Source organism: Methylobacterium sp. J-030, assembly GCF_022829545.1.
GTDB lineage: Bacteria > Pseudomonadota > Alphaproteobacteria > Rhizobiales > Beijerinckiaceae > Methylobacterium.
This window is the reverse complement of sequence record NZ_JAKSYM010000099.1, coordinates 1-10,046: the sequence shown is the minus strand read 5'-3', so window position 1 is coordinate 10,046 and position 10,046 is coordinate 1. Positions and strand designations below refer to the sequence as shown.

The 10,046-nt window shown below is 63.1% G+C and carries 9 protein-coding genes; 6 read left to right on the top strand and 3 right to left on the bottom strand.

The window, feature by feature from the left end; all coding sequences use genetic code 11:
- The first annotated feature begins 166 nt into the window (after positions 1–166).
- From MKK75_RS06225 to MKK75_RS06215, 3 genes are read left to right on the top strand one after another with little or no spacing between them, the layout of a single operon-like run.
- A complete protein-coding gene (locus MKK75_RS06225) occupies positions 167–1,858 on the top strand; it encodes a methyl-accepting chemotaxis protein (RefSeq protein ID WP_244041748.1) in 1,692 nt (563 codons plus the stop codon).
- 7 nt (positions 1,859–1,865) lie between these two features.
- On the top strand, positions 1,866–2,165 hold the full coding sequence (locus MKK75_RS06220; protein ID WP_244041747.1) for a hypothetical protein: 300 nt from the start codon (positions 1,866–1,868) through the stop codon (positions 2,163–2,165).
- A gap of 58 nt (positions 2,166–2,223) precedes the next feature.
- A complete protein-coding gene (locus tag MKK75_RS06215) occupies positions 2,224–3,339 on the top strand; it encodes an HD domain-containing phosphohydrolase (RefSeq protein WP_244041746.1) in 1,116 nt (371 codons plus the stop codon).
- Between the two features lie 15 nt (positions 3,340–3,354).
- Here MKK75_RS06215 and MKK75_RS06210 read toward each other — a convergent pair whose 3' ends face one another.
- Positions 3,355–3,834: a PAS domain-containing protein gene (locus MKK75_RS06210; RefSeq protein ID WP_244041745.1), complete on the bottom strand. Its 480-nt coding sequence runs from the start codon at positions 3,832–3,834 to the stop codon at positions 3,355–3,357.
- 679 nt (positions 3,835–4,513) lie between these two features.
- On the opposite strand from MKK75_RS06210, the gene MKK75_RS06205 reads away from it, so the two are divergent.
- The gene (locus MKK75_RS06205; protein WP_243997204.1) at positions 4,514–4,888 is read left to right on the top strand and encodes a hypothetical protein; all 375 of its coding nucleotides are present in this window, start codon (positions 4,514–4,516) and stop codon (positions 4,886–4,888) included.
- Here MKK75_RS06205 and MKK75_RS06200 read toward each other — a convergent pair.
- Both MKK75_RS06200 and MKK75_RS06195 read right to left on the bottom strand, forming a co-directional pair.
- A complete protein-coding gene (locus MKK75_RS06200) occupies positions 4,885–6,504 on the bottom strand; it encodes a methyl-accepting chemotaxis protein (protein ID WP_244041744.1) in 1,620 nt (539 codons plus the stop codon). The genes MKK75_RS06205 and MKK75_RS06200 overlap by 4 nt on opposite strands.
- A gap of 117 nt (positions 6,505–6,621) precedes the next feature.
- The gene (locus MKK75_RS06195; protein ID WP_244041743.1) at positions 6,622–6,984 is read right to left on the bottom strand and encodes a low affinity iron permease family protein; all 363 of its coding nucleotides are present in this window, start codon (positions 6,982–6,984) and stop codon (positions 6,622–6,624) included.
- A gap of 337 nt (positions 6,985–7,321) precedes the next feature.
- Between MKK75_RS06195 and MKK75_RS06190 the strand changes: the two genes are divergently transcribed.
- Both MKK75_RS06190 and MKK75_RS06185 read left to right on the top strand, forming a co-directional pair.
- Positions 7,322–8,038 (top strand): cache domain-containing protein, encoded by a 717-nt coding sequence (locus tag MKK75_RS06190; RefSeq protein WP_244041742.1) that lies wholly within the window; start codon positions 7,322–7,324, stop codon positions 8,036–8,038.
- A gap of 998 nt (positions 8,039–9,036) precedes the next feature.
- Entirely contained in the window at positions 9,037–9,228 is a 192-nt protein-coding gene (locus MKK75_RS06185; protein WP_244041741.1) for a hypothetical protein, read from the top strand.
- The last annotated feature ends 818 nt before the right edge of the window (positions 9,229–10,046 follow it).

Here is a 10,046-nt window from a genome sequence, read left to right as displayed (position 1 = left end):
CAGTCATATGACGAGATTTGAAGGCTGTTTAGAACTGATCACTACAATTCTGAACGATTATTAGGGGAATAAACTATTAATTAACAGAATCTATCAGAAATGTCGATCGGTTCTGCCGCGCGCTGTCAGGCAAGAACTGATTACAGTCCTGATGAGAAGCGATACGATGCGCCTGAATCTCTCTCTCAAGGGTGCGCTCTCGGCTGCCTTCGGCTTGCTGGCACTCATCGCTGCCGGGCAAGGCGCACTCTCGATCTTCGAGCTGGCTGGGATCCGTCACTCCGTCACCGAGGTCGCATCGAACTGGCTGCCATCGGTCGTCGCTGTGAACGAGATCCGGGCCGCCGCGTCCGAAGTTCGGATCAAGCAGCTGCGCCTACTCACATTGTCCGATACGCCGGCTCATCTGGCCGAGAACGAGGCCAAGCTCGCCGCGACCCACGATAAGCTCACAGAAGCGCGCAGGGCTTACGAGCCATTGATCTCCTCGAACGAGGAGCGCGCCATCTATGACGCTTTCGCTTCTGCCTGGAAGCGCTTCGAGCAGGACGACGTTGGGATGCGTCGCCTGATGGAGGAGGGGCAACAGTCGACTGCCCTCAAGCTGATGACCGCACCCGAGGCTGCGAACCTCTACGACGAGGCCCGCGCCGATCTCGCGCGTGACGTCGCTCTGAACGAGTACAGGGCTCGCCGGGATGCCGACGCGGCCCTGTCCGAAGCCGATACCGCTGCATTAGCTGCCTACATCGCCATGGCGCTGGCGCTCGCCGCCGCTTGTGCCGCCGCTGCCTTTGGACTGTTGCGCGTCTCACGCCCGATCCAGACCATGACCCAGGTGATGGGTGGGCTTGCCGGTGGCGACGCAGGAGCCGAGGTGCCCTACCAGAACCGCGGTGACGAGATCGGCGCGATGGCGGCCGCGGTGCAAGTGTTCAAGGACAACCTGATCCGCACGCGCGCCCTGGAGGCGGAGACCGCACAGTCGCGGCTGGCGGCCGAGGAGCAGCGCAAGGCCGGCATGCGCCAGATGGCGGACGGCTTCGAGCAAGCGGTCGGCGGGATCATCGGCTTGGTCTCGGCCGCTGCCACTGAACTGCAGGCGACTGCCGGATCGATGTCGTCGATGGCGGGTGAGACCTCGGCCCAGTCCGGCGCGGTGGCCGCTGCGGCCGAGGAGGCCGCTAGCAATGTCAACACCGTGGCCGCTGCCGCCGAGGAGTTGGGCTCGTCCGTGCAGGAGATCGGACGGCAGGTGGATGGATCGGCCAGCCTCGCGCATCTCGCCGTGAGCGAAGCTGACCAGGCCGGTGTTCTGGTGCAGGAGCTGAGCGGCGCCGTCGCGCGCATCGGCGACGTGGTCGGACTGATCTCGAACATCGCCGGGCAGACCAACCTGCTGGCGCTCAACGCCACGATCGAGGCGGCGCGCGCCGGTGCAGCCGGCAAGGGCTTCGCAGTGGTCGCCTCCGAGGTGAAGGCTTTGGCCGAGCAGACCGCGAAGGCGACACACGAAATCTCCGGACAGATCGCTCAGGTCCAGGCCTCGACCGGGCAGGCCGTCACGGCGATCACGGGCATCACCGGGCGGATCCGCGAGATCAGCGGCGTAGCGACCTCGATCGCCGCTGGCGTGGAGGAGCAGGGCGCTGCCACCCAGGAGATCGTGCGCAACGTCAGCCAAGCTGCCATGGGCACGGGCGAGGTAACCAGCAACATCGCCGGCGTGGCCCAGGCTTCCGAGGAGACGGGCGCGGCGGCGAGCCAAGTGCTGGGGGCAGCTTCGGAACTGTCGCGCCAGTCCGAGCACCTCGCGGCCGAGGTCGGGCGCTTCCTCGCCACCGTGCGCGCGGCGTGAGGCGTTGATGGCCGAGGTCCACCCGCTTTCACGCCGGTTCAGCCACGAAGGTGCGCAGCGCCTCGTCGAGGCTCTGGAACAGACCATCACAGCCAACACGGATCTGGGTCCGCGCTGGCCCCAGATCCAGTCGCTCGGACTATCTCTGCAGCAGCTGACTCGGGACCTAGAGCAAGAGGCCGACAGGATGGCGTTCAAGCTCGATGCGACACCGGAGGTCGAGGCCTTTCGCGCCAGCCTCTATCAGTTGGCCGAGGCATTCTCGCGGCTCGGCGTGATCGCGCAGGCCTACCCGTCCGCGACCTGAACCCAAGCCATTCACCTCACCAACCTCTGACCTTACCTATCCAGTGGAAGACAGTTCGATGGACGTCCTCCTCGTCGATGACAGCAAGGCAACGTTGCTGCACCTCCGGCGTCTGCTGGAGGCCGAGCACGACGTCGTCGTGACTGCCTGCACCGATCCGCTCGCCGCACTGGTCGAGGCCCGGACCTGCGCATTCGACCTCGTGCTGGTCGACCAGCACATGCCCGAGATGGACGGCATCGCCTTCATCCGCGAGATCCGGGCGATAGCGCACTACGCCCAGGCGCCGATCGCCATGATCACCAGCGACGTGTGCGATACCGTCAGGCTCAGCGCACTGGAGACGGGCGCCACCGACTTCCTCGACAAACGGGCCAAGGGCGTCGAGCTGAGCGTGCGGCTGCGCAACCTCGTGCGCCTCGCCAGTGCCGTGCGTCACTTGGACGAGCAGGCGTCGCGCATGGCCGGTGAGATCGAGCGGGCGACGCGCCGGCTACGCGAGCGGGAGGCGGAGGTCATCTTCCGGCTCGCCCTGGCCGTCGAGTACCGAGACAACGACACGGGCGACCACACCTGGCGCGTCGCCCGCTACAGCCAGATCATCGCCGAGGCGATGGGTCTGCCCGAGGAGTTCTGCCGGCGCCTGTACCTCGCGGCACCGCTGCACGACATCGGCAAGGTGGCCGTGCCGGATGGGATCCTGCTGAAGAAGGGGCGCCTCGACGAGGCCGAGTTCGCCGTCATCCGCACGCACCCGACGATCGGCAGGCGGATCCTGGGGGACAGTGGTTCGGAGCTGATCAGCCTCGCAGCCGAGATCGCGGAGGCGCATCACGAGAAATGGGACGGCAGCGGCTACCCGCACGGCCTAAGTGGCGACGCCATCCCTCTTTCAGCGCGGATCGTCGCCGTGGCGGACGTGTTCGACGCCCTGACGACGGTGCGGCCGTACAAGGCAGCCATGGCGTTCGAGGAGGCGCTGCGCTGCATCCAGGCGGATAGTGGTCGCCACTTCGAGCCCGCCTGCGTGGCGGCGTTCGCGTCAGCCTGGGCGGCGGTTTTGGCCGTGCCCGAAGCGGTGGTCGAGTTGCGTCTGGGATCGATGGCCCGGACGACCGAGCCCTGGGCGCGCATACCGGAATTGCGACGTAAGATAGCCGAGGGCGTCGAATAGCGCCTCGAGTTTTTCCTACGACTCCTCGAACACCGAGAGTGCTCGCAGAGCACCGGTCAGGGGATCTCCGCCTGCGATCACGGGCTCATAGCGTCCCGCTACGCCGGAAGCAGGTCGGCCGAGGCGTCTGATCACCTCCCGCTCGAACGCGACGAAGCTCTCGATCCGCCCACTGGAGTTGCGGAGCGGGCGGCAATCGATCTCTGCCCGGTACTTGGTGCCGTCCCCGCGGTAATTGGTGACGTAGCCGTGAAAGCGCTCTCCAGCTGCCAAGGCGCGTCTGAAGATATCGAGCGTTTCCTGGCGAGTTTCCTTCCCCTGCATGAAACGGGGGCTCTGCCCGACGATCTTGCCGAACTCGCGTCCGACAAGGCGTGCGAAGGCAGGATTGGCGTAGCGGATAATTGGCCCTGGCAGATCAATCGCCACGTCCGTAACGACGATGCCTACGGGAGCATCTTCCGCCAGGGCCCGGATCAGGTCGAGAACCATCATGGATGAGCAACGCCACAGACACGTGATAAATGCATCGACCACGATCGATCAAAGGTAGTCATCGCGCTTTCCATAAGCGTGTCCGACGCGTTCGTGACGCCGTAAAGCGTGCGGCGGACAAGCACACGAAACAAGCGCTTTGCGAACCAGTTCCCCGCAGATCGCCCGTGAAGCCTTGGCCGGGCAGTCGCATGAGGGTCGGTGCGGCGGGGGAACTGGACACCGCAGGGCGCCGGCTCACGGCCCGGATCTCCTCATGAACGGCAGCACTGTCCGCCCTCTCACCTATCCTGGCGGATGAGCTTACACCGCTCCTCTGATGGACGGGCGCTTCAGCGCCTCGACGCCCCTGCTCCAGCCTGCTTCCGCATCAGGGTTGCGCGGTTCGCGTCCGCGCGGGGCGTGACCATCGACGACACACACCAGCAGCGTCAGGGCAAGCCAGACCCGCGCACGCATGAACGCAACCCTTCGTACACAACGAGCAGTCGGTGTGTGCCGGAATGGTTTCCGAGTGGTTCATGGCAGCGGTGCAATTCACGCGATCCACCGACCCCGCACTTCTTTGGACCGGCATTGCCGATGACAACCGGGTTGACGGTATTGCTCTCGGGGCATGTATTACAGGTGCTGAGACGATGTCCGCCTCTGCGCGACTGGTCTCTACGGGCGTAGGATCATGAGCGAAGGCATCGTGCCACTACGCCAGAAAGGTGAGGCGGGTTCAGCGCTCGACCGCTTCGACATCGCTGCAGTGGCGCTTCTCATCGGTGGCCAAGCGGCAAGCCTACAAGCGGCCCGGGCAGTGGTGATCCTGAACGACCTCCGAGCGCAGCGAGATCAGATGACAGCGGTGCTCGTAGATGTGCGCGGCCGCGAGCCGACCGGTGACCCTGAGATCGACGACACCAACGCTAACCTGATCACGGCGATCAACTCCGGCATCGTGCAGATCGACCTGTTCATCGCCCGTGGTCAGGTCTTCTTGGCGCAAGCTGCTCAACCGGGAGCATACCGGCCTGAAGCATCAGCACGGACACCGACAAATGCCTAATGCCGATAGCGTTCGGCGAGGGTCATCAGCGCCTGCGCCAGCTCCGTGAGATTGGCCGAAGCCGACTCGACCTGCCGCGTGCCGGCCGCCGTCTGCTGGCTCGCCTGCCGGATGTTCTGGAGTGCGCCCACCACCTGCTCGATCCCGAGCTGCTGCTGGTTCGTCGAGGCGATGATCTGCTGGAAGACCTGAGCGCCTTCTTCCACCTTCGCGGTAATCTCCTCGATGGTGCGCTGCGTCGTGTCGGAGCGGGTCTTGCCGGCGGCGGCGCGCTTGACCGCCTCCTCGGTGAGCATCACCGACGTGTTGATGCCCCGCTGGATCTCGCCCAAAATGCCGCGCACCTGCCCCGTGGCGGCCTTGGCCTGATCGGCGAGCAGCTTCATCTCCGAGGCGACGACCGAGAAGCTGCGCCCGCTCTCGCCGGCCGCCGCCGCCTCGATGGCGGCGTTGAGCGCGAGCAGGTGCGTGCGCTCCGAGATGTCGTTGACCGTCTCGATGATGTCGCCGATCGTCTGGGTCTTCTCCGACAGGCTGACGATGTTGCCGGCCACCGCCTCGGCCTGCTCGCGGATCGCGTCCATGGCCTTGGCGGTGTCCGAGACCGCACGCAGGCCCTGGCGGGAAGTCTGAGCGGTGGCCTGGGCGGTGGCCACCACTTCCGTGGCCCGCCTCGCTACCTGAGCCCCCGATTGCGTGATCTGATCCATGGTGGCGGCGGTCTGTTGCACGGCGGCGAATTGCTGCTCGACCGAGGCGGCCTGCTCCTGCGCCGAAGCGCGGATCTCGGCCGCGGCGGCACTGAGGTCGGCGGTGGCGGCCCGATTGGTCTTGGCGAGATCCGAGAGGCCCGCCACCATGGCGTTGAGGGTGGTGGCGAGCCGTCCCACCTCGCCGCCCACGCCAGCCTCCAGCCGACCCGAGAGGTCGCCAGACCCGACCCGCTCGACGAAGCTCATCACGCGCACAAGCGGCCGGACGATCAGGCGACGGATAGCTATCCCGATCCCGGCGCAGATCAGGAGCGTGAGCAGAGTGCCGCCCCAGAGGGCGAGGCTTTCATTGCGCTCAGCACGGGTGACCTGTGCGTTCTGGATCGCCTGCGTGCGGCCCTCCATCGTCTCGATGGCAGCGAGCTTCTCGCGCAGGGTATCGAACAGCTGCTTGCCCGAGCCATCTGCCTCGATGCCGACTGCCTCTGGCCGCGTTGCAGGGTTGGCCGCGCTGCGTGTCGCGGCCTCGCCGATATCAGCCTGCCAAGTCCGGGCGGCGGTCACAGCATCGGTGAGCAAGCGCACCCGCTCGGCATCGTCGCCGATCAGGGTCCTCAGGCGGGTGATCGTCTCGTCAAGGACCGGACGGCTGGCTCGGTAAGGCTCAAGGCTGTTGTCGCGGCCGGTGAGCAGGTAGCCGCGTAGCCCCGTCTCCTGGTTCAGCATAGAGGCGCGGAAAGCGTCGAGACCGCGGATCAGTTGGTTCGAACGGTCTCGGGCATCGGTCGCATCCTGCAGTTGGTTACGGGTGATCAGAACCGCGCTGCAGCTGAGAACAGATACCAGCGCGATGACACCGATGGCACCGCCCAGCGTGCGGTTGAGGCCAAACGTATTCGGCATGCTCGATCCTTCCTGGTCAGACCTGCGGACGGCTTCGAGCGACAGCCGCAACGATGACGGCATCGCGAATAGCTCCTATAAAGAGCTGAAGCGAGCAAGGCCGCTCTCTACCGCGCCTCAAGCCCCACTATCGACGTTTGCGCCTGAGGAAAGCTGCCGATCCCGCCTGAGCAGTTCCAGCTCTTCGGCGCTCCGTTCCTCAACCCCGATGAGGCGTTCATCGGTGTCTTCGACGGCACGGATCAGTTCATCCAGCTTCATTTGGATAGCGGCGGTGTCACGAGCACCGGCTACCAGGATCACACCTGCCAAGAGCATGGCGGCGATGGACAGGAACAGGTTGAAAACGAGCGCCCAATGGTCGTCGAAGCTGAGGATAAATCCTGCACCCAGCCCCGCGGCAACGGTGAAGCAGGTCGTCAGAAAGCCTACGGGCTTTGAGAGCCACACGGCAAGGCCGATGATCGGACGGTCCAGCATCAATCCTCGATCACACCCCATCGAACTACTAAGCCAAGATAGGGTCGCCATGTTTCCCAAATGATCACGTGCCCTCCCTGCCAGCTCCAGCGTAGCGCCCACCGCACAGATGTCCGATCTTTTTCCTATGAAACAGCGTGCGTGCCCTCCAAAGATCCAGCAGATCAGAAACAATATATCTGGTCTATGTTATCTGAAAAATCAGTTTTAGTGACTGGTATACAATATTTTAGGCGATAACGAGCGCGTGATCACTGTATTTGATTATTGCAAACGGCGCTGCCACGCCCTTTGATGTCGCCATCCCGCTCTGACGGGATGTGTTTAGAGGCCTGCGATGAAGCTACGCGCCGCCATGCTTGCCGCTCTCTTCGCAGGAGTTCTGCCGCAATCAGCCCTGGCCTGCGGTGATAGCGAGGCCGGTCTCTCTTGCGACGACAGTGGTTCTGGTGCCGAGATGGGCGCCAAATGGATGCTGAGCCGCGCGAGCAAAGCCATCGTAGCAGACAAGGCCAAGGCGCTCGGTGCGTTCACCAAAGGCACCGACGGCTTCCGCACTGCCGACAGCTATGTGTTCTGCGTCGGACCGGATGGCGTCATGAGCGCTCATCCAAATCCGATCTTGCAGGGCCACGACGTGCTCGGCTTGCACGACAAGACCGGCAACTACTTCATCAAAACCATGACCGAGACAGCCAAGCCCGGGCAGGTATCGGTGATCCGCTACCTCTTCCCCAAACCTGGCAGCACTATTGAGGAGCCGAAGACCACCTACTACACCAAGGCCGATGATCAGATGTGCGCGGTCGGCGTTTATGACACGGACGTAGCCGCTCCTGCTGTAGCCACGCCGGACGGGCGCGTGGCGCGACTTCGACAGAAGCTAGATGGCGAGATTCCGGCCTCTGCAAAGGCCGACTGGTCGGCCTTCCTGGAGGCGCTGAACGCGCAGGGTGACGCAAAGGCTGCAGCGCTCGCCGAAGCTCGGCGCGACCTAGCCGCTGCAGCGGCCGTCTTGGAGCCGCCCGAGCCGAAGGGCGCGGCCGCTGAGTAGATGGGAGCGAAGAAGGGTGCTGCCCATGGCTAGCTTTGTACCTCTGACGGTAGCGACAGCCTTCACCTGCGGCTGGGCCGTGCTACGTGGGCTTTGGCTTGATCCAGAGCGTGTCAGCTTGGTGCTGGTTGGCATCGCGGCCTTATTGGCTGCCGTGCTGCTGATCGTCCTGACACCCGAGGGCGTCAGAATCGATCCGAACGCACTGGATCCGGCTGCTGTATGGCCATTTGCGAGTGAAGCCGACCCTCAAGGGCCATAAACGCGCGGACACAGATCACATCCGACAGTTGTAGACGGACGTGGATGCTTGCGGCCTGAGCCTTGCTCACCGTTTCGTTACGTACGGCTCACCCAATCAGAGGATGCTGCCGTTGAACGTTCAAGAATAGCCTTCACATCGGCGCCGCGCTGACGTCACTCGGGAGAACGTCGATGACTTCTTCCCTGCTTGCTGCGTTCCTCCGTAATTTGATTGTGATAGCGCTCGCGTATGCTACCGCCGCGATCGCTTTCAACTCAATTTACTTGATCCCGCCGCCGAGCAAACGCGCAATGCTCTCCTCAGCCAGATCTAACCCACGCGCCACTGTTTGCGAGTACCTCCCGACGGGTGACATCGCGAGTTGCACATTCCGGAACTAAGTGTGTCGATCCAATTGAGCTTTGAGGATGAAGGCGGTGTTCACGAGGTTCTCAGGAGGGGGCAGCTCACGATCCGGAACACGACGCTGCCGCTTCGACGCCTTTGGCTGCAGCCTTGGCATCTGTGCGTCCCAGGCCTGACCTAGGGAGCATCAGAACGGATCCGCAAGATAGACGGCAAGTGGGACGGTATCGCCATCCCCGATTATCGGCTGACACGGGCACCTGAAGCACTGACGATCCAGCTCGCAACCACAGGGACTTTTGCATTCCCTCATGCGCCTAATTCTGCCCGTCAAACGCAGAAGAAGCCGCCTCTCCTCTCGATTGGAAAGGACGGCCTCTATTTTTTTATGCCGTTTGAACAGGCGAAACTAGTTTCAGTGAACTTCCTTGAGATGCTGGATCGCAGCGTCGTGATACCAGCCGCTTCCACATTCAGTCGAAACGATCTGCTCCGGCTTGGGCTTCAGAGCCACAGCTTTATTCTCGTGGCGAAGGCCTCCAGCGATCGTCATAATTTCCGCGAGGCGCTCAGCGACTGAGGGCAACCCGTGAGAAAATTTCACAGTCATTTCTTATCTTTCTTTAGGATGCTCGATCTTATTAAAATCAGACGACGCGAGCTTGCAGTTTTAATATAGTCGCTTCTAGCAAATTGCCTAAGGAATATTCGCAAATTGCTTAAAATATGTACGTGCTGTATTTTGTGGCATGGGCTTGTATTTCGTAAGACCGCATTTCGCTAGGTCCGACAAATTGGCCGATTGGCGCTTCTCGTAGGTGAACGAATTCGAACGATAGGCTCGACACCGACACTGACCCCGCCGCTCGCCATCTCGAGTGCATGCCCGCGCAGCACGACCAGGCCTACGAACTACAAGAATAGCCCCCGCACCTTAGGCTGCGCGGAGGCTCGTATCCTGAACATTCCTGCGCTGATGGCTATCCTAACCGAACGCTATCAAGCCGATGCGGCTTTCGCTGTGACGGGCTTCCGTTGCAAACCCGTTCAGCCGCCGCCGCCGTTCCCACCAGCGCCACCACTACCCGTCGAACCGACACGCGAGGGCTGGTCTTCGTTGCCAGCCGCTGCCGAGTCTTCCGAGATGCCATCGGTTGCTCGGTCCGTCGGCGAGTAGGTGGTGTCACGCTCATCGCCGGTTTAACTGGACTGGCGCGTGACGACACCCGGGGCGCTTGGCGTCACGACCACGGTGGGGTGGGTCGGGGGCTCGAAGACCTGTGCAGACACAGGGGTCGCAAGGGCCACGGCCAGAGCCGCGGCGAGGAGCAGCTAGGTGATCGGGTTCTGTCCTCGTGCAGCGGGGCGAACGGTCGAGCCGGCGTAGTGTGACGCCAC